General features: G+C 64.6%; 19 protein-coding genes. 15 read left to right on the forward strand and 4 right to left on the reverse strand.

Features of this window, described 5'->3' with window-relative positions; all coding sequences use genetic code 11:
• Positions 1–13: 13 nt before the first annotated feature.
• Complete coding sequence (locus HNE05_RS02225) at positions 14–1,306, reverse strand: peptidylprolyl isomerase (protein ID WP_173211551.1); 1,293 nt, start codon at positions 1,304–1,306, stop codon at positions 14–16.
• Complete coding sequence (locus HNE05_RS02230; RefSeq protein ID WP_173211552.1) at positions 1,287–4,082, reverse strand: LPS-assembly protein LptD; 2,796 nt, start codon at positions 4,080–4,082, stop codon at positions 1,287–1,289. The genes HNE05_RS02225 and HNE05_RS02230 overlap by 20 nt, the downstream gene beginning before the upstream one ends.
• Before the next feature lie 127 nt (positions 4,083–4,209).
• Here HNE05_RS02230 and HNE05_RS02235 point away from each other — a divergent pair, with 127 nt between their 5' ends.
• Genes HNE05_RS02235 through HNE05_RS02245 form a run of 3 tightly spaced genes read left to right on the forward strand, consistent with a single transcriptional unit; the run spans position 4,210 to position 6,669 of the window.
• A complete protein-coding gene (locus tag HNE05_RS02235; protein ID WP_173211553.1) occupies positions 4,210–5,235 on the forward strand; it encodes an aminoglycoside phosphotransferase family protein in 1,026 nt (341 codons plus the stop codon).
• Complete coding sequence (gene murU / locus HNE05_RS02240; RefSeq protein WP_173211554.1) at positions 5,232–5,903, forward strand: N-acetylmuramate alpha-1-phosphate uridylyltransferase MurU; 672 nt, start codon at positions 5,232–5,234, stop codon at positions 5,901–5,903. Before HNE05_RS02235 ends, murU begins: the two co-directional genes overlap by 4 nt.
• A 1-nt stretch (position 5,904) precedes the next feature.
• Complete coding sequence (locus HNE05_RS02245; RefSeq protein ID WP_173211555.1) at positions 5,905–6,669, forward strand: TerB family tellurite resistance protein; 765 nt, start codon at positions 5,905–5,907, stop codon at positions 6,667–6,669.
• A 153-nt stretch (positions 6,670–6,822) separates the two neighbouring features.
• Here HNE05_RS02245 and HNE05_RS02250 read toward each other — a convergent pair whose 3' ends face one another.
• Positions 6,823–7,884, reverse strand: a complete 1,062-nt coding sequence (locus HNE05_RS02250) for an alpha/beta hydrolase family protein (protein WP_173211556.1) — start codon at positions 7,882–7,884, stop codon at positions 6,823–6,825.
• Positions 7,885–8,022: 138 nt separating this feature from the next.
• Here HNE05_RS02250 and HNE05_RS02255 point away from each other — a divergent pair, with 138 nt between their 5' ends.
• The 12 genes from HNE05_RS02255 to trpC all read left to right on the forward strand — a co-directional run bounded on the left by HNE05_RS02255 (position 8,023) and on the right by trpC (position 21,480).
• On the forward strand, positions 8,023–10,422 hold the full coding sequence (locus HNE05_RS02255) for a PAS domain-containing sensor histidine kinase (protein WP_173211557.1): 2,400 nt from the start codon (positions 8,023–8,025) through the stop codon (positions 10,420–10,422).
• Positions 10,419–11,048 carry a response regulator gene (locus HNE05_RS02260; protein ID WP_173211558.1) on the forward strand — a complete coding sequence of 210 codons (630 nt, stop codon included), beginning with the start codon at positions 10,419–10,421 and terminating at the stop codon, positions 11,046–11,048. The genes HNE05_RS02255 and HNE05_RS02260 overlap by 4 nt, the downstream gene beginning before the upstream one ends.
• Positions 11,049–11,231: 183 nt before the next feature.
• Complete coding sequence (locus HNE05_RS02265; protein ID WP_173211762.1) at positions 11,232–12,341, forward strand: ABC transporter ATP-binding protein; 1,110 nt, start codon at positions 11,232–11,234, stop codon at positions 12,339–12,341.
• Between the two features lie 55 nt (positions 12,342–12,396).
• The gene (locus HNE05_RS02270; protein WP_173211559.1) at positions 12,397–13,437 is read left to right on the forward strand and encodes an ABC transporter substrate-binding protein; all 1,041 of its coding nucleotides are present in this window, start codon (positions 12,397–12,399) and stop codon (positions 13,435–13,437) included.
• Positions 13,438–13,602: 165 nt separating this feature from the next.
• Complete coding sequence (locus HNE05_RS02275) at positions 13,603–14,850, forward strand: ABC transporter permease (protein ID WP_173211560.1); 1,248 nt, start codon at positions 13,603–13,605, stop codon at positions 14,848–14,850.
• Between the two features lie 110 nt (positions 14,851–14,960).
• On the forward strand, positions 14,961–15,788 hold the full coding sequence (locus HNE05_RS02280) for an ABC transporter permease (RefSeq protein ID WP_173211561.1): 828 nt from the start codon (positions 14,961–14,963) through the stop codon (positions 15,786–15,788).
• Between the two features lie 106 nt (positions 15,789–15,894).
• Positions 15,895–16,569, forward strand: coding sequence for a ribulose-phosphate 3-epimerase (gene rpe, locus HNE05_RS02285; RefSeq protein ID WP_173211562.1), 675 nt, complete (start codon positions 15,895–15,897; stop codon positions 16,567–16,569).
• 44 nt (positions 16,570–16,613) lie between these two features.
• A complete protein-coding gene (locus HNE05_RS02290; RefSeq protein ID WP_173211763.1) occupies positions 16,614–17,405 on the forward strand; it encodes a phosphoglycolate phosphatase in 792 nt (263 codons plus the stop codon).
• Between the two features lie 93 nt (positions 17,406–17,498).
• On the forward strand, positions 17,499–18,992 hold the full coding sequence (gene trpE, locus HNE05_RS02295) for an anthranilate synthase component I (RefSeq protein WP_173211563.1): 1,494 nt from the start codon (positions 17,499–17,501) through the stop codon (positions 18,990–18,992).
• A gap of 13 nt (positions 18,993–19,005) precedes the next feature.
• The gene (locus tag HNE05_RS02300) at positions 19,006–19,599 is read left to right on the forward strand and encodes an aminodeoxychorismate/anthranilate synthase component II (protein ID WP_173211564.1); all 594 of its coding nucleotides are present in this window, start codon (positions 19,006–19,008) and stop codon (positions 19,597–19,599) included.
• 1 nt (position 19,600) lies between these two features.
• The gene (gene trpD / locus HNE05_RS02305) at positions 19,601–20,647 is read left to right on the forward strand and encodes an anthranilate phosphoribosyltransferase (RefSeq protein WP_173211565.1); all 1,047 of its coding nucleotides are present in this window, start codon (positions 19,601–19,603) and stop codon (positions 20,645–20,647) included.
• Positions 20,644–21,480 carry an indole-3-glycerol phosphate synthase TrpC gene (gene trpC, locus HNE05_RS02310; protein ID WP_173211566.1) on the forward strand — a complete coding sequence of 279 codons (837 nt, stop codon included), beginning with the start codon at positions 20,644–20,646 and terminating at the stop codon, positions 21,478–21,480. Before trpD ends, trpC begins: the two co-directional genes overlap by 4 nt.
• A gap of 79 nt (positions 21,481–21,559) precedes the next feature.
• Here trpC and crp read toward each other — a convergent pair whose 3' ends face one another.
• Positions 21,560–22,204: a cAMP-activated global transcriptional regulator CRP gene (gene crp / locus HNE05_RS02315; RefSeq protein WP_173211567.1), complete on the reverse strand. Its 645-nt coding sequence runs from the start codon at positions 22,202–22,204 to the stop codon at positions 21,560–21,562.
• Positions 22,205–22,328 lie beyond the last annotated feature (124 nt).

The following is a 22,328-nucleotide window of genomic DNA, read 5'->3' on the forward strand; positions in this document are numbered from 1 at the left end:
ACAGCAAGCCCAGTTAGAGCTTGATCTCGACGTAGGCTTCGTCGCGGATCTGGCGCAGCCAGGCCTGCAGCTCTTCGTCGTACTTGCGATTGCGCAGGGCGTTCATCGCCTGCTGCTCGCGGAACTTCTCGCTGTTGTCGGTGGCGCGGCGGCCGAGCACTTCCAGAACGTGCCAGCCGTATTGGCTCTTGAACGGCTTGGACAGCTCGCCGCTGGAGGTCTTGGCCATCACGTCGCGGAACTCGGGTACCAGGGTGCTGGGGTCGATCCAGTTGAGATCGCCGCCATTCAGTGCAGAGCCTGGGTCCTCGGAGTAATTCTTCGCCAGCTCGGCAAAATCTTCACCGGAAACGATGCGCTCATACAGGCGCTCGGCCAGGCGACGGGTTTCGGTTTCGCTACGGATCTCGTTGGGCTTGATCAGGATGTGGCGCACATGCACCTCATCGCTCACCACGCTGCTGCCGCCACGTTTTTCCAACAGCTTGATGATCATGAAACCGTTGGGCGTACGAATCGGTTCGGTGATCTCACCAGGCGCCAGCGCGCTGATCAGACCATCCAGTGGCGGTGGCAGCTGGCCCGCCTTGCGCCAGCCAATCTCACCGCCTTCCAGGGCGTTTTCACTGGCCGAGTGGCTGATGGCCGACTGGGCGAAGTCGGCACCGCTACGCAGCTGGTCATAGACTTCGCTGACCTTGCGTGCAGCCGCCTGGATGGCTTCCGGAGAGGCACCCTCGGGCAGCGGAATCAGGATGTTGGCCAGGCGGAACTCTTCCGACAGCTGCATCTTGCCGAGGTCGGAGGCGAGGAAGTTCTTCACTTCCTGGTCGGTGACCTGGATGCGCTCACCCACGCGGCGCTGACGTACGCGACTGATGACCATCTCGCGACGAATCTGCTCGCGCGCATCATTGTAGGACAGGCCGTCGCGCTGGAGAGCGGCGCTGAACTGCTCGAGGGTCAGGTTATTGCGCTGGGCAATACTGGCCATCGCCTGGTTCAGTTCTTCGTCGGTGATGCGGATGCCGGAACGGTCGCCGATCTGCAGTTGCAGGTTTTCGACGATCAGGCGTTCGAGTACCTGTTGGTTGAGAACCTCGGTGGGCGGCAGCTGCGCGCCACGCTTGGCGATGGTCTGTTGCACCTCACGGGCACGGGCATCCAGCTGGCTTTGCATGATCACATCGTTATCGACGATGGCGACTACACGGTTGAGGGACTGGATCTCGGCCTGTACTGCAGAACCGAGAAAAACGGCGCCCAGCAGCAGCGGGCGCAGGCAATCAGAAAGCTTGATCTTCACGTTGACGATAACCCTGGATACCTTGGTCGAGGAAACTTTCCGCCTTGTTACCTACCACGCCACCGAGCCCTTTCAGGACGATCTGCAGGAAGATACCGCGGTCGGGTTGATCATTCTGGCTCGGGTTCAGACTGTATTCGTCGTAGTCGATCCAGTAACGGTTGATCAGGCGCAGTTTCCAGCAGCAGTTGTCGTATTCGAAGCCACCGAAGGCCTCGAGAGTACGGTTCTGGTTGTAGTCATGTTGCCAGCGTGCGATAGCGCTCCACTGCGGGATGACTGGCCAGATGATCGAGAAGTCGTGTTGGTCGACCTTGTAGTAGTCCTTGATGAAAACAGTATTTGGGTTGCCATCGGTTTCATATTCTTCTCTGCCGAAGTCACCGCCGCCGACATTCCACTCACCGGTGGACTGGTCATAACGCACGGCATCGTTGCGGTAGCGATAGCCGACGTTGACCACTTTGTTCGGGTTGGCTTCTGGCTGGTAGTGGAACATCGCACTGCCGGAGCGGGTGCTGCTGCTATCCGGATCCCAGTTGAAGTCAGACGAGAAGCGCCAGTCGCGGTTGAAACGGTACAGGTATTCCAGTGCGTACGGCGAGACATTGGCCTGCGCATCGTCACGGGTGCTGAAGTCGATGCCCGGCAGCTGCACTTCGCGGTCGGCAAAGTAGATGGCCTGGCCAATGCTGAAACGCTGCCGTTCGAAGCCGTTCGATTCGATCCAGCGGTTGGTCACGCCCAGCGACAGTTTGTTTTCGTCACCGATGCGATCCCTGCCGGTAAAGCGGTTCTCGCGGAATAGCGCGGAATAGTTGAAGGTCGACTCGCCGGTGTCGAAGACCGGGATATCGGTCTGGTCTTCCTCAGGAACATAGAGGTAGAACAGGCGTGGCTCCAGGGTCTGGCGGTAGTTGGTGCCGAACAGTGAAGTATTGCGGTCGAAGTACAGGCCGCTGTCCAGGCTGAACAGGCCGACGCCACGGTTCTGGCTGCTGCTGAACTCCTGCTCGGCGAGCAGGGTGTCTTCGCCGCGCTGATCCAGATCCAGATCGTAGTTGGTCTGCAGGTACTTGATGGTCGGTTTGACGTAGCCCCAGGTCCAGTTCAGCGGCAGGCTGACGCCTGGCTCCAGGTGGACGCGGTCGCCGTTGGCACGGGCCAGGCCCTTGATTCGGGTGTCGTACCAGGGTTCCAGGTTGCCATCTTCATCGCTGAAGTTGCCGCTGCGCAGGTCGCGATCGAAGCGCACGAACTCGGTTTGGTAGGCGAAGTTCAGGCCGCCCGGCTGGAACGGCAGCGCGCCGTTGAAAGTGATCTGCGGCAGGCGGTCATAGGGCGTGATGTCGGTGACCGTGGCCAGTTCGTAGGCATGGGCATTGAGGCGGGCGGTAAAGCTGTCGCCACGGTAGGTCAGCGCACCCTGCTGGTTGACGAAGGTGCTGCGGCTGACTTCCAGGTCGCTGTCGAGGTCCTGGAAATAATACGGATCGCTGATGTCGGTGTAGTCGACTTCCGCCAGCAGGCGCGAATCGAGGCCGCCCTTGTGCTGCCAGTTGTACATCCAGCGCTGGTCTTCATACTCGGACTGCAGCTTGCGCTCGTCTTCCTGGTCATCCAGCCAGGCGCCGCCGATCTGGCCTTCGCTGCTCTTGGTCAGGTAGCGCCCTTCACCTTCCAGCAGCAAGCCACGGTTGCTCATGTAGGTGGGGTACAGGGTCGCGTCGTAGTTCGGCGCCAGGTTGAAGTAGTACGGGGTGGCCAGGAGAAAGCCGGTGTCGTCCGACGAGCCAATGCTCGGAGCGAGGAAGCCGGACTGGCGGCGATCGTCGATCGGGAAATAGATGTACGGGGTGTAGAACACCGGAATGTCCTTCACCCGCAACGTCACATTGGTCGCGGTGCCGAAGCCGGTGGCCGGGTTCAGCTTGATGTTGTTGCCCTTGAGGTTCCAGGCGTTGCTGCCCGGTTCGCAGCGGGTGTAGGTGCCATCCTTGAGGCGGATGATTGCGCTGTCTTCGCGCTTGGCGTACAGCGCGCTGCCGCGCACGTGGCCTTTGTGCAATACGTACTCGGCGTTCTCGACCTTGGCTTCGCCATTGTCCAGCTGGATCTCTGCGCGGTCGCCGACCACCAGGGTGCCCTGGTCACGCAGGCGTACGTTGCCGAGCAGCTCGCCGCGGTTCTCGGTCTGGTGCAGCTTGGCTTCGTCGGCCTCGATCTGCATGCCGGACTGACGGATCACTACGTCACCGGCGAGGGTGGCGGTCTGGGTTTCCTGGGCGTAGCGCGAGGCTTTGGCGGAGACGAACATCGGCGCCTCATCCATCGGCGTGTCGTCGCTCATGCCCGGGCGCAGGGGTTCGACATAGGAACCGGCGCAGTAAGGGCCGACTTCGGCCAGCTGGGCCGCGGACAGCTTGTCGCGCGGCACCCAGTCGAGATGGCTGTAGTCCGCACTGCGACTGCTCAGGCCTTTGCCCTCGCTTTCGGTAACCAGTACGGCCTGCGACTGCTCGCCAGCGCTTTCGCCGTCGGCAGACTTCGCGGAACCGGAGACCGCACTGACCGCAGTCGCGGTATGCTGCGGGCGCGGCAACTGGGCGCTGCTGTCGGCTTTTGGCGCACAGGCCCAACCACCGGAGGTGGAGGCCTGGCAGTCGAACTGCTCGGCGGCAATAACCAACGGAGTGGCTACTGGCTGCATGGCCAGCAGGCTGCCGGTGACCAGCAGTGGGAATTTTTTACGGAACACGGGGATTTTTACTGCCATCTTGTTAGTCCGGGCTTCCTGCGCGCCTTCGACCCGCGGGGGCCGCACGCCTCTCGATGGGCGAAAAAAGATGCTGGATAATAAAGCATGACCCGCGCAACGGCTAGCGCCGTCGGAGACCCTTGTAATGCCTGATCAAGATGTACGCTTCCAGCTGCTGCAGGGCTGGCTGGAGCAGTGTTTGCCCGCGTTGTTTGCTGCCGAAGGCTGGGGCCCTGTGCCCAATGCCGAGCTGACCCCGGCCAGCAGCGATGCCAGTTTTCGCCGTTATTTCCGCTGGCAGGGGGCCGGGCGCACGCTGATCGTCATGGATGCGCCGCCACCCCAGGAAGACTGCCGACCCTTCGTCAAGGTGGCCGGCATGTTGGCCGCGGCCGGGGTAAATGTGCCGCGGATTCTCGCTGCCGATGTCGAGCGCGGCTTCCTGTTGCTCGACGACCTCGGCCGGCAGACCTGGCTGGAAGTGCTCAATGCGGACAATGCCGATGGGTTGTTCGAGCAGGCCCTGCAGGCGCTGGTGACCTTGCAGAAACTGCCGGTCGACGGCCAGCTGCCGCCTTATGACGACGCCTTGCTGCGCCGCGAGCTGCAACTGTTCCCCGACTGGTACCTGCAGCGGCACCTGGGCGTCGAGCTGAATGCCGCGCAGCAGGCGCAGTGGCAGCAAGTGTGCGACCTCTTGGTCGATAGCGCCCTGGCCCAGCCGCGGGTGCTGGTGCATCGCGACTACATGCCGCGCAACCTGATGCTCAGTGCGCCCAATCCGGGCGTGCTGGATTTCCAGGACGCGGTACATGGCCCGGTCAGCTACGACGTGACCAGCCTGTTCAAGGATGCCTTCCTCAGCTGGCCGGAAGAGCGCGTGCTGAGCTGGCTGCAGCGCTACTGGCAACTGGCGGGCGAGGCCGGCATCGAACTGCCAGCGGACTTCGCGGCCTTTCACCGCGCCAGCGACCTGATGGGCGTGCAGCGTCACCTCAAGGTCATCGGCATCTTCGCGCGCATCTGCCACCGCGACGGCAAGCCCAAGTACCTGGGCGATGTGCCGCGCTTCTTCACTTATATAGAAGCGGTGCTGGCGCGCCGTCCCGAACTGGCGGTACTCGGCGAGCTGCTCGCCAGCCTGCCGCAGCGGGAGAACCAGCCGGCATGAAGGCGATGATCCTGGCTGCCGGCAAGGGCGAGCGCCTGCGTCCGCTGACCCTGCACACCCCCAAACCCTTGGTGCGCGCCGGCGGCGTGCCGCTGATCGAGTTCCATGTGCGCGCCCTGGCGGCGGCCGGCTTTCGTGAACTGGTGATCAATCACGCCTGGCTGGGCCAGCAGATCGAGGACTACCTGGGTGATGGCGCACGTTTCGGCCTGAGCATCCGCTACTCCGCCGAAGGTGAACCGCTGGAAACCGGCGGCGGCATCTTCCGCGCCCTGCCGCTGCTGGGTGACGAGCCGTTCCTGGTGGTCAATGGCGATATCTGGAGTGATTTCGACTTCGCCCGGGTGCGCCAACCGCTGGCGGGCCTGGCCCATCTGCTGCTGGTGGATAACCCGCCCCATCATCCGACTGGCGACTTCCACTTGCATGAGGGGCGCGTCAGCGATGCCGTCGCCGACCAGCCCAGCCTGACCTACAGCGGTATCGCCGTGCTGCATCCACAGCTGTTTGCCGGTTGCCAGCCCGGTACATTCAAACTGGCGCCTTTACTGCGTCGGGCGATGACGGATGGCCAGGTGACGGGCGAACACTTCCACGGGCGCTGGGTGGATGTCGGCACCCACGAGCGCCTGGCCGAGGTCGAGCAGCTGTTGGCGGCGGGGCACTGATATGTTCTGGCCGGTAACCGTGCTCGGGGTGCTGGCGGGCTGGGCGCTGGCCAGCATTCCGGGCGCCTTGCTCGGTGGCCTGCTCGGCCAGGTGCTCGATCGCCGCCTCAAACTGCAGTCCTGGGCCAGCCTGCGCGCCTTGTTCTGGCCGCCGCGACTGGATGACGATGAGCTGCTGTTCATGCTCCTCGGGCGTCTGGCCAAGTGCGATGGTCGCGTGCTGCAGGTGCATATCCACGCGGCACGCCAGGAGATGCAACGTCTGCGTCTGGGCGAGACGGCGCGGCAGCGGGCGATGGCTGCCTTCGCGCGGGGCAAGCAGATGACGGATAGCTTCGAGGAACCTCTGCTGGGGCTGCGTCGGCGCCCCGAGCGGGCCGAAGTGCTGCTGCGCAGTTGCTGGCGCATGGCCTGGGCTGATGGCCGGGTCAGCGAGCAGGAGTATGAGCTGATCCAGCAATGGGGCAGCTGGTTGGGCTGGGCGCGTGACGACCTGAATACTCTGGCCGATGAGTACGAGCCGAACCGGCGGGTGGTCGATCCGGTTCCCGGCGACTACCAGGCGGCCTTGCGCCTGCTCGGGGTAAAGAACAGCAGTGAGCCGGCGGCGATCAAGCGGGCCTACCGCAAGCTGCTCAGTCAGCATCACCCGGACAAGCTGGCCGGTGGTGGCGCCAGCCCCGCGCAGATTCGCGCGGCCACCGAGCGCACTGGTGAGTTGCACCAGGCCTATGAGCTGATTCGCTCGCGGCGCGGCTTTCGCTAAGAACCTGTTTACGATCTCCTGGCCGTCGGCCATACGGCGTTAAAAGCAGCCTCGGAATGCTCATTTACAGCACGTAAACTGCGCTTCCTCGGCTACTTTTGCCTTGTCTGGCTCTAGTCCAAAAGATCGTAAACAGGTTCTAAAGGCTCAGCCCTATTTCTTCGCCGGCAACGCCTTGTCCAGCCAGCCACGAATACGCCGGAACAGCTGTTCCTGCTCCGCACTCGGATTGCCCGGCAGGGCCTTCAGCGCTATCTGGGTGTAGGCCTTGTGCTGCAGGCGCTTGCTCGCATGCAGGCGGCGGGTGGCGGCGCTGCGGTCGCTGCTCTGGTCCTTGTAGTAGAAGTCGCCGGTAGGTAGCTGCAGCCCGGGCAGCAGTTCTTCCAGTGGCGGCGTCATTCCTTCCGGCAAGGCCGGTGCGGCCACCAGCAGATGCTCTACCTGTGGCGGCTTCTGCTCGGCGATGAAGCGGGCGGCCCAGTAAGCACCGTCGCCATGGCCAAGCAGGACGATGGCTTTCGCCTGCTGCTGTTCGGCAAAGGCGATGGCCGCCTGGATGCGGGCGAAGATGCGCGGCGCCGGGTCAATCGCCGGGCTCGGCGCTGTGGCGCTGCTGTCCGGGGTGGCCGGCGGCGTAGTGGCATCTGCCGCCGCATCTGCGCTGGCGCTATCTGCGGCCTCCTGGCTATCCGTTGCGGCTGCATCCGCCGGCGCGCTGGCAGCGCTGGGCGGCGTGGCGGTGTCGACTGTCGCCGGGGCCACTGCCGGCGCGAGCTGCGGCAGATCCGGCAGGGTCAGGCTGAGGCTGCTCCAGCCGGCATCTGGCAGTTTGCTGCGCAATGGGCCGATGGCCTGCGGCCAGTCTGCACTCTCCCCACTGGCGGGCAGCAGGATCACCACGCCCGTCGGCTCGCCGACATTGGCGGGTTTCCACAGCGCCAGGAATGTCTCGTCGCCCGCCTTCAGTTGTTGTTGCTCGTCTTGCGGCAGCTGGCGCTCGAGGCCGCTGGCCGCTTCGACGCTGCGTTCTTCCAGGGGCGCCCGCTCGGCCGCCGGAGCGTCGGCGGGGGAAGTTGCAGAGTCTGTCGCCGGAGCTGTTTCTTCAGCGGCTGGCGCTGTTGTCGCCGGGGCTTCTTCGGCCAGCACGGGATCGGCAAGAGTCAGGCTAAGGCCAAAGGCGGCAGCGATAAGTGTCGGGCGCAGGAGGTTGGGCATCACAGACATCTGAATGGCGGCGGGTTCCAGCAGACTAAGCGCTCGCCCGGAATTTGTCAGGTGTGGCTTGCCTGGCAACCGTGGCTCCGGAGTAAGGTATGGCGATGAAAGCTCGGCTGACGGACGATTGATGTGCGAATGAGGCAAGTGCTGTTCGGTGGGTTGCTGGTGTTGCTGTCACCCTGGCTATGGGCGGCAGCGGCGGGCGATGGTGTGGCGCTGGATGAGAGCCAGCGGGCCTGGCTGGCCGAGCACCCGCGCCTGCGTGTCGGCGTCGTGCTGCAGGCGCCCTATGCCGAGTTCACTCGCCGCCAGCAGCAACTGAGTGGCTTGAATATCGAGCTGTTCGAGGCGCTGGGCAAGAGCCTTCCGGTGCAGTTCAGCTGGCGTGGCTATCCCGATCAGCAGGCGCTGGAGGAGGCCCTGCGCGCCGGCAAGGTCGATCTCGCCCCCGGTCTCAGCCAGACTCCGGCGGGGCTGCGCCAGTGGCTGTATTCCGACCCTTACCTGCGCATTCCGCATCTGCTGGTGGGCGAGCGCCTGGGCACCGTGGCCATCGAACTGGAGCAGCTCGGCGCCACGGATGTGATCGCCACGCGTATGCCCAGCAGCGTGGCCGACTACCTGCGCAGCAACTATTTCAACCTCAAGCTGCTAGCGCAGCCGTCTGATCGCCAGGCGCTGCAGGCGGTGCTGGAACAGCAGGCGCGCTTCGCCGTGGTCGATCAGGCGCAGCTCAGCCGCCTGAGCCAGGAAAGCGAGTTCGCCACTTTGCAGGTGGTCGGCGATGTCGGTCTGCCGCAACTGCTGCGCATCGGCACCCGGCGCGACTGGCCGCAACTGGCAACGATCATCGATGCGGCCCTGCGTGCCCTGCCGGCGCAGACCCTGGAACAGTTGCAGAACCGCTGGCTGACCGCGCAGAAACCGGGCATCAAGGACTCGCCGCGCTTCTGGCGCAATCTCAGCCTGCTGCTCGGCACCTTGTTGCTGGTCAGCCTGGCCCTGCTGGCCGTGTTGCGCCGCCAGCGTTCGCGTCTGGAGCATCGCCTGCTCGATGCACGCCAGGCCCTGGCCCTGCGCGAAGCGGCGGAAGAGGCCTTGCGCCTGACCCAGTTCTCCATCGACCACAGCACCGTGGGCATCCTCTGGGTCAACTGGGACAGCCACATACGCTACGCCAACCGCGCGGTGGCGCAGATGCTCGGCTACAGCAGCGAGGCGCTGGTCGAACGGCCGCTGGAACTGATCGAGCCGAACCTGAGCATGGATCGCTGGCTCAACCTGTGGCGCCGGGTGCGCTCGCGTGACGAGGCCGCGCTGAGTTTCGAGAGCAACTGCCTGCGCGCCGACGGCAGCCTGATGCCGGCGGATGTGTCGCTGAGTTTCCTGCGTTTTCGCGACGCCGAGTACCTGGTGGTGTACATCACCGATGTCACCGAGCGCCGCCGCGCCCATGCGGCGCTGGAGGAAAGCGAGGCGCGCCTGAAGGGCATCGCCAGCAACGTGCCGGGCCTGGTGTTCCGCCTGGAGCGCCCGCTGCCTGGGGCGCCGGTGGACTTCGCCTATATCAGCGAAGGCAGTGAGCAGCTGGTGGGCTATCCGCCGGTGCAGATCATGGCCGCCGATTTCGGCATTCGCAGCCTGGTCCACCCGGACGACCGGGCGCTCTACCACGCCACCCAGGACTCGGCCATCGCGGCGGCCAGTGACTGGCAGTGGCAAGGGCGCATCCTCACCCGTGATGGTCGCCAGCGCTGGGCCGACATCAAGGCGCGGGCCCGCCACCTGGATGGCGAACACGTGGTGTGGGACGGCATGGTCTGGGACATCAGCGAGAACAAGCAGATCGAGCTGCAGCTGGCCGAGTCGCGGGCCCAGCTGCGCGACTTGTCGGCACACCTGGAGAGCGTGCGCGAGGAGGAGAAGGCGCGCATCGCCCGCGAGGTGCACGACGAGCTGGGCCAGGTGCTTACCGTGCTCAAGCTGGAAACCTCGATGTGCGAGCTGGCCTACGGCGAGCTGGACGGCGGCCTGCGCGAGCGTCTGGAGAGTATGAAGAAGCTGATCGCCAACCTGTTCCAGCTGGTGCGCGACGTGGCCACCGCGCTGCGCCCGCCGATCCTGGATGCCGGCATCGCCTCGGCCATCGAGTGGCAGGCGCGGCGTTTCGAGGCGCGCAGCCAGATCCCCTGCCTGGTCGAAGTGCCCGAGCAGCAGTTGCCAGCGCTGTCCGACGCCAAGGCGATCGGCCTGTTCCGCGTGCTGCAGGAAGCGCTGACCAACGTGCTGCGCCACGCCCAGGCGCATACTGTGGCCGTGCGCCTGAGCGTGGAGGGCGACCAGCTGTGCCTGAGCGTCAGCGACGATGGTCGCGGCTTCGATCCGCAGGCGGCGCGCGCACAATCGTTCGGCCTGGTCGGCATGCGCGAGCGGGTGCTGATGCTCGGCGGTACGCTGCAGATCGACAGCCAGCCGGGCGAGGGCGTGACCCTCAGCGTGCGGGTGGCCCTGGATGAACAAGAGGAAATCGCGTGATTCGAGTACTGGTAGCCGAAGACCACACCATCGTCCGCGAGGGCATCAAGCAACTGATCGGCCTGGCCAAGGACCTGCTGGTGGTGGGTGAGGCCTGCAACGGCGAGCAACTGCTGGAGACCCTGCGTCACACGCCCTGCGAAGTGGTGCTGCTGGATATCTCCATGCCCGGGGTCAACGGCCTGGAGGCGATTCCGCGGATCCGCGCGCTGAGCAATCCGCCGGCGGTGCTGGTGCTGTCCATGCACGACGAGGCGCAGATGGCCGCCCGCGCGCTGAAGATCGGCGCGGCCGGTTATGCGACCAAGGACAGCGACCCGGCGCTGCTGCTCACCGCCATCCGCAAGGTCGCCGCGGGTGGCCGCTACATCGACCCGGACCTGGCCGACCGCATGGTCTTCGAGGTCGGCCTGACCGATTCGCGGCCGCCCCATGCGCAGCTCTCCGAGCGCGAGTTCTCGGTGTTCGAGCGGCTGGTGCAGGGTGAGGGGGTCAACGAGATTGCCCTGCACCTGTCGATCAGCAGCAAGACCGTCAGCACCCACAAGGCGCGCCTGATGCAGAAGCTCGGCAGCCATTCGGTGGCCGATCTGGTGAAGTATGCGATGGAGCACAAGCTGCTGTAGCTCGGATGCAATCCGGGTGGGAGCGCTTCCCGGATTGCATCCGGGCTACCCGTGTTTTGTGTAGGGCGAGCCCTACAGCAGGCTTTCCCCTCGCCTTATAGCAATCAGTCATACCGCCCGATTTGCGCGATGCCCCGGCCTCTCTAGTCTGTAGCCATGGCAGACAAGAACACGGGTGTGGTGATGGCCGAGAATGCTTGCAACGATGTACTGGTCAGTTTTCGTGGTGTGCAGAAGAGCTACGATGGCGAGAACCTGATCGTCAAAGACCTCAACCTGGATATTCGCAAAGGCGAATTCCTCACCCTGCTCGGGCCCTCCGGCTCGGGCAAGACCACCAGCCTGATGATGCTGGCCGGCTTCGAGACGCCGACCGCCGGAGAGATCCTGCTCGCTGGCCGGGCGATCAACAACGTGCCGCCGCACAAGCGCGACATCGGCATGGTGTTCCAGAACTACGCGCTGTTCCCGCACATGACGGTGGCCGAGAACCTGGCCTTCCCGCTGACCGTGCGCGGCATGAACAAGACCGACTGCAGCGAGCGGGTCAAGCGCGCACTGTCCATGGTGCAGCTCGACAAGTTCCGCAACCGCTACCCCGCACAGCTCTCCGGCGGCCAGCAGCAGCGCGTGGCGTTGGCCCGTGCGCTGGTGTTCGAGCCGCAGCTGGTACTGATGGATGAGCCGCTCGGTGCGCTGGACAAGCAGCTGCGCGAGCACATGCAGATGGAGATCAAGCACATCCACCAGCGCCTGGGCGTGACCGTGGTCTACGTGACCCACGACCAGGGCGAGGCGCTGACCATGTCCGACCGGGTGGCGGTGTTCCACCAGGGCGAGATCCAGCAGATCGCCCCGCCGCGTGACCTCTACGAAGCGCCGAAGAACACCTTCGTGGCCAACTTCATCGGCGAGAACAATCGCATCAGCGGCCAGCTGCTCAGCCGCGACGGCGAGCGTTGCGTGGTCGGTCTGGCGCGTGGCGAGAAGATCGAGGCGCTGGCGGTCAACGTCGGCGGCCCCGGCGAGCCGGTGACCCTGTCGATCCGTCCCGAGCGCGTGCGCCTCAACGGTGCCAGCGAGCAGTGCGCCAACCGCTTCTCCGGGCGGGTGGTGGAATTTATCTACCTGGGCGACCACGTGCGCATCCGCATGGAGGTGTGTGGCAAACCCGACTTCTTCGTCAAACAGCCGATTGCCGAGCTCGATCCCGCCATGGGCGTGGGCGATGTGGTGCCGCTTGGCTGGCATGTGGAACACGTTCGCGCGCTCGATCCGCTGATGGCGGAGTGAGTGCTGTAGCGCCCTAGGGCCTGTTTAAAAAACCTGCACAGTGGAGAAAACAACAATGAGCAAACTGCACAGCAACCTTCGTCTCGGCGCCCTGGCCCTCGGCCTGGCGTGCGCCGGCCAGGCGGCGGCCGCCGATCTGACGGTGATTTCCTTCGGTGGCGCCAACAAGGAAGCCCAGGCCAAGGCCTTCTATCAACCCTGGGAAGCGGCCGGCAAAGGCAAGGTGATCGCCGGCGAATACAACGGCGAGATGGCCAAGGTCAAAGCCATGGTCGACACCAACAGCGTGTCGTGGAATCTGGTGGAAGTGGAATCGCCGGAACTGGCGCGCGGTTGTGACGAAGGTCTGTTCGAGGAACTCGACCCGGCCCTGTTCGGCGATGCCGCCAACTACATCGACGGCGCCGTGCAGCCTTGCGGCGTAGGCTTCTTCGTCTGGTCGACAGTGCTCGCCTATAACGCCGACAAGCTCGCTGCAGCGCCGACCGGCTGGGCCGATTTCTGGGACGTGGCCAAGTTCCCGGGCAAGCGCGGCCTGCGCAAGGGTGCCAAGTACACCCTGGAATTCGCCCTGATGGCTGACGGCGTGGCGCCGAAAGACGTGTACAGCGTGCTCGCCACCCAGGAAGGCCAGGACCGCGCCTTTAAGAAACTCGACCAGATCAAGCCGCACATCCAGTGGTGGGAAGCCGGTGCCCAGCCGCCGCAGTTCCTCGTCTCCGGTGACGTGGTCATGAGCTCCGCCTACAACGGCCGCATCGCCGCCGTGCAGAAGGAGAGCAACCTGAAAGTGGTGTGGAACGGTGGCGTCTACGACTTCGACTCCTGGGCCATCCCCAAAGGTGCCAAGGACCTCGATGCGGCCAAGGCCTTCGCCGCCTTCAGCGTGCAGCCTGAGCAGCAGAAGGTCTACTCGTCGAACATCGCCTACGGCCCGGCCAACAAGAACGCCGTGGCGCTGCTCGACAAGGGCCTGCTGGTCGACATGCCGACCACCCCGGAAAACATCGCCAACCAGGTGGCCATGAACGTGACCTTCTGGGCCGACTACGGCGAGCAGCTGGAACAGCGCTTCAACGCCTGGGCCGCCAAGTAAGGCTGGCCAGGCTATCGGCCGGGGCACCTCGCCCCTGGTCGATGCCAAGCAACTGCGTGACTCCCCGCACTGTGGTGCGGGGCTGGGGATGAGGCCGGTGCCCGGTGCGCGCCCTCATCTCTTTTTTCCTGCCGCCTCGCGCGGCCAGATTTCGCGGAGCTAGCAATGGCCGAAACCATCTCCCTCACCCAATTCGCCGGCCTCACGTTGAAGCAGAAGCTGGCGCGTGCCGAGCGGATCAATCGCCTCAAGGCGCAGGGCTTGATCCTGCCACTGCTGGTGTTCCTCGTGGTGGTGTTCATCCTGCCGATCGGCATCCTGCTCTACAAAAGCGTGGAGAACCCGGAAGTGGTGCGTAGCCTGCCGCGTACCGTGGAGGCGATTGCCGCCTGGGATGGCCGTGGCCTGCCGGAAGAGGCTGCCTACAAGGCCCTCAGCCTGGACCTGGGCGAGGCGCGCAAGAAGCAGACCATCGGTGACCTGTCCAAGCGCCTGAACATGGAGCTGGCCGGCTACCGCAGCCTGATGGCCAAGACCGGCCGTGCGCTGCCGTTCAAGCAGGAGCCGGCGTCCTACAAGGATGCCCTGGAGAGCCTCGACGAGCGCTGGGGCGACCCGGCCTACTGGCAGGTGATCCGCCGCAACGACAGTGCCTTTACCTCCTATTACCTGCTGGCGGCCCTCGATCATCGCATCGACGACCTCGGCGAACTGGCCCCGGCCACCCCGGATCAGGCCATCTACCTGGACATCTTCGCCCGTACCTTCTGGATGAGTCTGGTGATCACCGCTATCTGCCTGGTACTGGCCTATCCGCTGGCCTACCTGCTGGCCAACCTGCCGACCCGTACCAGCAACCTGCTGATGATCCTGGTGCTGCTGCCGTTCTGGACCTCGATCCTGGTGCGGGTGGCGGCGTGGATCGTGCTGCTGCAGTCGGGCGGCTTGATCAACGGCGCGCTGATGGCCATGGGCATCATCGACGAACCGTTGCAGCTGGTGTTCAACCGCACCGGGGTCTATGTGGCCATGGTGCACATCATGCTGCCGTTCATGATCCTGCCGATCTTCAGCGTGATGAAGGGCATTTCGCCCACCTACATGCGCGCCGCCATTTCGCTGGGCTGCCACCCCTTCGCCAGCTTCTGGCGGGTGTACTTCCCGCAGACCCTGGCCGGCGTCGGTGCCGGTTGCCTGCTGGTGTTCATCCTGTCGATTGGCTACTACATCACCCCGGCGCTGCTGGGCAGCCCGAGCGACCAGATGATCAGCTACTTCGTCGCCTTCTATACCAACACCACCATCAACTGGGGCATGGCCACGGCCCTCGGCGGCCTGCTGTTGCTGGCCACCATGCTGCTCTACGTGGTGTACAGCTGGCTGGTGGGCGCGAGCCGCCTGCGACTGGGATAAATAAACGCCTGCGCAGCAGGCCAGCTGATGACCCTCGCCCCTCCGGGGAGAGGGTGCCCGCAGGGCGGGAGAGGGGCGGTGCCCCGCTAGAGAATGATTGGAGAACGCAGATGCTGAGCCCCTACAAATCCCCCATCGAACGTGCCTGGTTCTGGGCCCATCGCAGCCTGTGCGCGCTGGTGCTGCTGTTCCTGATCCTGCCGGTGCTGGTGATCATCCCGCTGTCGTTCAACTCCGGCAGCTTCCTGGTCTACCCGCTGCAGGGTTTTTCCCTGCGCTGGTACGAGGACTTCTTCACTTCGGCCGAGTGGATGCGTGCGCTGACCAACAGCCTGATCGTCGCCCCGGCTGCCACTGTGCTGGCCATGGTCTTCGGCACCCTGGCGTCGATTGGCCTGACCCGCGGCGAGTTCCGCGGCAAGGCGCTGGTGATGAGCCTGGTGATCTCGCCGATGGTGGCGCCGGTGGTCATAGTCGGGGTCGCCAGTTATCTGTTCTTCGCCCCCATGGGCTTTGGCAACAGCTACCTGGGGCTGATCCTGGTGCATGCCGTGCTCGGCGTGCCGTTCGTCATCATCACCGTGTCGGCGACCCTGCAGGGCTTCAACTACAACCTGGTGCGCGCCGCGGCCAGCCTGGGCGCCTCACCGCTGACGACGTTCCGCCGGGTGACCCTGCCGCTGATCGCGCCCGGGGTGATTTCCGGTGCGTTGTTCGCCTTCGCCACCTCGTTCGACGAAGTGGTGGTGACCCTGTTTCTTGCCGGCCCCGAGCAGGCCACCCTGCCACGGCAGATGTTCAGCGGTATCCGCGAGAACCTGTCGCCGACCATTGCCGCCGCAGCGACCCTGCTGATCGGTTTCTCCATCGTCATGCTGCTGACTCTGGAGTGGCTGCGTGGGCGCAGCGAGAAGATGCGCACCGCCAACCCCAGCTGAAAGCGCCTGCGACCAAGGTCGAAGCCACGGCCTGACATACGACAACTGCCTCGCACGACGACTCAGGCTACAATCGCGCCACCGTGATTCATGCCCTGAGGTCGTCATGCAACCCTTCGCCATCGCCCCGTCGATTCTCTCCGCCGATTTCGCCCGCCTGGGTGAGGAAGTCGACAAGGTGCTCGCCGCCGGCGCCGACATCGTCCACTTCGACGTGATGGACAACCACTACGTGCCCAACCTGACCATCGGCCCGATGGTCTGCGCGGCGCTGCGCAAGTACGGCATCACCGCGCCGATCGACGCGCACCTGATGGTCAAGCCGGTCGACCGCATCATCGGCGACTTCATCGAAGCCGGCGCCAGCTACATCACCTTCCACCCGGAGGCCAGCGAGCATATCGACCGCTCGCTGCAGCTGATCCGCGACGGCGGCTGCAAGGCCGGCCTGGTCTTCAACCCGGCTACCCCGCTGGACGTGCTCAAGTACGTGATGGACAAGGTCGACATGATCCTGCTGATGAGCGTCAACCCGGGTTTCGGCGGGCAGAAGTTCATCCCCGGCACCCTGGACAAGCTGAAAGAAGTCCGTGCGTTGATCGACGCCAGCGGCCGCGAGATTCGCCTGGAGATCGATGGCGGGGTCAACGTGCAGAACATCGGCGCCATCGCCGCTGCAGGCGCCGACACCTTCGTCGCCGGCTCGGCGATCTTCAACCAGCCGGACTACAAGACCGTGATCGACGCCATGCGTACCGAGCTGGCCAAGGTGCGTGGGTGACCCTGCTCCACGGGCTGTTCGACGGCAAGCTACCGCGTCTGGTGATGTTCGACCTGGACGGCACCCTGGTCGACTCGGTGCCGGACCTGGCGGCCGCGATCGACCAGATGCTGCACGGCCTCGGCCGCCCGGCTGCGGGCATCGAGCGGGTGCGTGACTGGGTCGGTAATGGCGCGCGGGTGCTGGTGCGCCGCGCCCTGGCCGGCGACATCGAGCATGCCGCTGTCGGTGAAACCGAGACCGAGCAGGCACTGGAGCTGTTCAACCAGGCCTATGCCGGCAGCCATCAGCTCAGCAGTGTCTATCCCGGCGTCAGCGCCACCCTCAAGTGGCTGAAGAAGCAGGGCGTGGAGCTGGCGCTGATCACCAACAAGCCGGAGCGCTTCGTCGCCCCGCTGCTGGATGAGATGAAGCTGGGCCATTACTTCCGCTGGATCATCGGCGGTGACACCCTGCCGCAGCAGAAGCCGGACCCGGCGGCGCTGCTGCATGTCATGCGCCTGGCCGGAGTCGGCGCCCATGAGGCGCTGTTTGTCGGCGACTCGCGCAACGACGTGCTGGCCGCCCGCTCGGCGGGCGTGCCCTGCGTGGCGCTGAGTTATGGCTACAACCACGGCCGGCCGATTGCCGAGGAAGGCCCGGCGGCGGTGCTCGACGATCTGCGCCAGCTGCTGCCCGACGGTTGCTTCGAGGCGGACGCTAGGCTAATGTCGGCTAATCCTTCCGCACACCCGCAGCCAAGAGATCGCACCGTGGTGGCTCCCCGCAAACACTGGCTCGGCCGAGCCAACATGAAGATCCTCAAGGCCCTGGCCCGTTGGCGCTGGCGCGCCTGATCGAGTGTGGCCGGCCCGCCGGCGTGTGTTGCGTACCCCTACTGTTTGATTTCCGGAGGCCATCGGGCTTCCGGCCACAAGGCTGATTCCATCATGACCCGCGACGAATTCCTGCGTTTGGCCGCCGACGGCTACAACCGCATTCCGCTTGCCTTCGAAACCCTCGCCGACTTCGACACGCCGCTGTCGATCTACCTGAAACTGGCCGACGCGCCCAACACCTACCTGCTGGAGTCCGTGCAGGGCGGCGAGAAGTGGGGGCGTTTCTCCATCATCGGCCTGCAGGCGCGTACCGTGCTGCGCGCCCATGGCCACCAGGTCAGCGTCAGTGTCGATGGGGTCGAGGTCGAGCGACATGACGACTGCGCCGATCCGCTGGCGTTCGTCGAGCAGTTCAAGGCCCGCTACAAGGTGCCGACCCTGAGCGGTCTGCCGCGTTTCAATGGTGGCCTGGTCGGCTACTTCGGCTATGACAGCGTGCGCTACGTCGAGACCAAGCTCGGCGCCAGCCCCAATCCGGACCCGCTGGGCACCCCGGATATCCTGCTGATGGTCTCCGATGCGGTGGTGGTGTTCGACAATCTGGCCGGCAAGATGCACGCCATCGTTCTCGCCGACCCCAGCCAGGCCGATGCCTACGAGCAGGGCCAGGCGCGCCTGGCTCAGCTGCTGGAGCAGCTGCGCAGGCCTATCACCCCGCGCCTGGGCGTCGACCTGGCCGCGCCGGCGGGCGCCGAGCCGGACTTCGTCTCCAGCTTCAAGCGCGATGACTACGAAGCCGCGGTGCTGGCGATCAAGGAATACATCCTGGCCGGCGACTGCATGCAGGTGGTGATCTCCCAGCGCATGTCGATCCCCTTCCAGGCCGCGCCGATCGACCTGTACCGCGCGCTGCGCTGCATCAACCCGACGCCCTACATGTACTTCTTCAACTTCGGCGACTTCCATGTGGTCGGCAGCTCGCCGGAAGTGCTGGTGCGGGTCGAGGACAACCTGGTCACGGTACGCCCGATCGCAGGTACCCGCCCGCGTGGCGCCACCGAAGAGGCCGACCTGGACCTGGAGAAAGACCTGCTGTCCGACGCCAAGGAGCTCGCCGAGCACCTGATGCTGATCGACCTGGGCCGCAACGACGTCGGCCGCGTCGCCAGCACCGGTTCAGTGAAGGTCACCGAGAAAATGGTGATCGAGCGCTATTCCAACGTCATGCATATCGTCTCCAACGTCACCGGCCACCTCAAGGAAGGCCTGTCGGCGATGGACGCCCTGCGCGCCATCCTGCCGGCCGGCACCCTCAGCGGTGCGCCCAAGGTGCGTGCGATGGAAATCATCGACCAGCTGGAGCCGGTCAAGCGTGGGGTCTACGGCGGTGCCGTGGGCTACCTGGCGTGGAACGGCAATATGGACACCGCGATTGCGATTCGTACCGCGGTGATCAAGGACGGTGAACTGCATGTTCAAGCGGGCGCCGGTATCGTTGCCGACTCGCAGCCGGCCCTGGAGTGGGAAGAAACCCTGAACAAGCGTCGCGCCATGTTCCGCGCGGTCAGCCTCGCCGAACAGTCCGTACCCCAGGCCAAGGATTAAGGGAGCCCATACCATGCTGCTGATGATCGACAACTACGACTCCTTTACCTACAACGTGGTGCAGTACCTGGGCGAACTGGGTGCCGATGTCCATGTGATCCGCAACGATGAACTGAGCATCGCCGAGATCGAGGCGCTCAAACCCGAGCGCATCGTGGTCTCGCCCGGCCCGTGTACGCCGACCGAGGCCGGGGTGTCCATTGAGGCCATCCTGCATTTCGCCGGCAAGCTGCCGATCCTCGGTGTGTGCCTGGGCCACCAGAGCATCGGCCAGGCCTTCGGCGGCGACGTGGTGCGTGCGCGCCAGGTGATGCACGGCAAGACCAGTCCGGTGTTTCACGAGGACAAGGGCGTGTTCGCCGGCCTCAACCGGCCGCTGACAGTGACCCGCTACCACTCCCTGGTGGTCAAGCGCGACACCTTGCCGGATTGCCTGGAAATGACCGCGTGGACCCAGCATGCCGACGGCAGCGTCGACGAGATCATGGGCCTGCGCCACAAGACCCTGAACATCGAGGGTGTGCAGTTCCACCCGGAATCCATCCTCACCGAGCAGGGCCACGACCTGTTCGCCAATTTCCTCAAACAGACCGGCGGGGTGCGCTGACATGGATATCAAGGAAGCCCTCAACCGGGTGGTCAACCAGCTCGACCTGAACACGGCCGAGATGCAGGACGTGATGCGCGAGATCATGACCGGCCAGTGCACCGATGCGCAGGTCGGCGCGTTCCTCATGGGCATGCGCATGAAGAGCGAGACCATCGACGAGATCGTCGGCGCCGCTCAGGTCATGCGTGAGCTGGCTTCGCCGGTGCAGATCAACGCCGAGCGCCTGGTCGACACCTGCGGTACCGGTGGCGACGGCATGAACATCTTCAACGTTTCCACCGCCGCTGCCTTCGTGGTCGCCGCGGCCGGCGGGCGGGTGGCCAAGCATGGCAATCGCGCGGTATCCGGCAAGAGCGGCAGCGCCGACCTGCTGGAGGCGGCCGGGGTCTACCTCAACCTCAAGCCGGAACAGGTGGCACGTTGCGTCGAGTCCGTGGGCGTCGGTTTCATGTTCGCCCCGGCCCATCACGGCGCGATGAAGCATGCCATCGGCCCGCGCCGCGAGCTGGCCTTGCGCACCATTTTCAACATGCTCGGTCCAATGACTAACCCGGCCGGCGTCAAACATCAGGTGCTCGGCGTGTTCAGCCAGGCCCTGTGCCGGCCGTTGGCCGAAGTGCTGCAGCGCCTGGGTAGCCAGCACGTGCTGGTGGTGCATGCCCAGGATGGCCTGGACGAAGTCAGCCTGGCCGCCCCGACCTATGTCGCCGAGCTGAAGGACGGCGTGGTCAGCGAGTACCGCGTGCAGCCGGAAGATTTTGGCATCAAGAGCCAGAGTCTGATCGGTCTGACCGTGAACAATGCCGCAGAGTCCCTGGCGCTGATCCGCGATGCGCTGGGCAAGCGCAAGACCGAGAATGGCCAGAAGGCCGCCGACATGATCGTGCTCAACGCCGGCGCGGCGCTGTATGCCGCCGACCATGCGACCAGCTTGCGTGAAGGCGTGCAGCTGGCGCAGGACGCCTTGCATACCGGTCTGGCCTGGGAAAAACTCGACGAGCTGGTGTCCTTCACCGCCGTGTTCAAGCAGGAGAACGAAGCGTGAGTATTCCCACCGTGTTGGAGAAGATCCTCGCGCGCAAGGCCGAGGAAGTGGCCGAGCGTCGCGCGCGCGTCAGTTTGGCCGAGGTTGAGGCGCTGGCGCGGGGCGCCGATGCCCCGCGCGGTTTTGCCCGTGCGTTGCTGGAACAGGCGGCACGCAAGCGGCCGGCGGTGATTGCCGAGATCAAGAAAGCCTCGCCGAGCAAGGGCGTGCTGCGCGAGAACTTCGTTCCGGCGGAGATCGCCAAGAGCTACGAAGCCGGCGGCGCTACCTGCCTGTCGGTGCTCACCGACATCGACTTCTTCCAGGGTGCCGACGAATACCTGCAGCAGGCCCGCGCCGCCTGCAACCTGCCGGTGATCCGCAAGGACTTCATGATCGACCCCTACCAGATCGTCGAAGCCCGCGCCCTGGGCGCCGACTGCGTGCTGCTGATCGTCTCTGCCCTGGACGATGTGCGCATGGCCGAGCTGGCCAGCGTGGCCAAGGACGTCGGCCTCGACGTGCTGGTGGAAGTACACGACGGCGATGAGCTGGAACGTGCGCTGAACACCTTGGACACGCCGCTGGTGGGGATCAACAACCGCAGCCTGCACAGCTTCGAAGTCAGCCTGGAAACCACTCTCGACCTGCTGCCGCGCGTGCCGCGTGACCGCCTGGTGGTCACCGAGAGCGGCATCCTCAACCGCGCCGATGTCGAGCTGATGGAGATCAGCGAGGTGTATGCCTTCCTGGTCGGCGAAGCTTTCATGCGCGCCGAGGAACCGGGTGCCGAGCTCAAGCGCCTGTTCTTCCCGGACGGTAAGCGGGTGGTGCTCGGCGCCGACCCGGACTGAGCATCACCCACAAAAAAGCCCGCCAATTGGCGGGCTTTTTCGTTTCTGGTGAAGCGGGGCCGACGCGCAGCCGCCCCGATCAGCGAGTACCGAAGACCACCATGGTCTTGCCCTTCACATTGACCAGGCCTTGCTCTTCGAGCGACTTGAGTACACGGCCAACCATCTCGCGGGAGCAGCCGACGATGCGGCCAATTTCCTGGCGGGTGATCTTGATCTGCATGCCATCCGGGTGGGTCATGGCGTCGGGTTGCTTGCACAGGTCGAGCAGGGTGCGCGCAACGCGGCCGGTGACGTCGAGGAAGGCGAGGTCACCCACCTTGCGTGTGGTGTTGCGGATGCGGTCAGCCATCTGGCTGCCGAGGGCGTAGAGAATTTCCGGGTCCTGCTGCGTCAGCTCACGGAACTTGGCGTAGCTCAGCTCGGCCACTTCACACTCGGTCTTGGCGCGCACCCAGGCGCTGCGTTCTTTCTCGTTGCCTTCCTTCTCGAACAGGCCCATTTCGCCGAAGAAGTCGCCGGAGTTGAGGTAGGCAATGATCATTTCGCGGCCGTCATCGTCCTCGATAAGGATGGTGACCGAGCCTTTGATGATGAAGAACAGGGTTTCGCAACGGTCGCCCGCATAGATGATGGTGCTTTTGGCGGTGTAGCGACGGCGATGGCAATGTGCGAGGAGCTTGTCGAGATTCTTGATTTTCGGTGTAAGGGTAATAGCGACCATGCTCGAGTCCCGAAGAAAAAAAGAGTAAGCCTTTGTCCAGCAGGCGATTTTTTTATTAGTTATCTGAACAAGTGTGCCAGTTATCCGCAGTCAGCTTAACAGACCCGACCGGTGCGGCAAGCCG

The sequence above is a fragment of the Pseudomonas campi genome, from assembly GCF_013200955.2.
In the GTDB taxonomy this organism is placed as follows: Bacteria; Pseudomonadota; Gammaproteobacteria; order Pseudomonadales; family Pseudomonadaceae; genus Aquipseudomonas; species Aquipseudomonas campi.